This is a genomic window from Streptococcus sp. HMSC063B03 (assembly GCF_001836965.1).
Taxonomy (GTDB): domain Bacteria; phylum Bacillota; class Bacilli; order Lactobacillales; family Streptococcaceae; genus Streptococcus; species Streptococcus pneumoniae_F.
The window spans coordinates 1-209 of the sequence record NZ_KV831012.1; the positions used below are offsets into that span (position 1 = coordinate 1).

The 209-nt window shown below is 37.3% G+C and carries 1 protein-coding gene; it reads right to left on the minus strand.

The window, feature by feature from the left end:
- Positions 1–209, minus strand: a 209-nt coding sequence (locus HMPREF2628_RS01960; protein ID WP_142350481.1) for a mucin-binding protein, incomplete at both ends; no start/stop codon positions are given.

Sequence of the window (209 nt, forward strand, 5' to 3'; positions counted from 1 at the left end):
AATTTAGCTTCTTGTGTTACTGTTTTTGGTGTTCCATCTTCATTTAATACTGGAGTTCCATCTTCGTACACATAAGTGATTGTACGTGTAACAGTTTTGTTTAGATCTTTTTCTTCCAAGCCAGCTGGGTATTTAGGTCCATCTGGGTTATTTGGATCTACTGGAGTTCCTGGTGTTTTTGGTTGATCTGGTGTTACTGTAACTTCTTT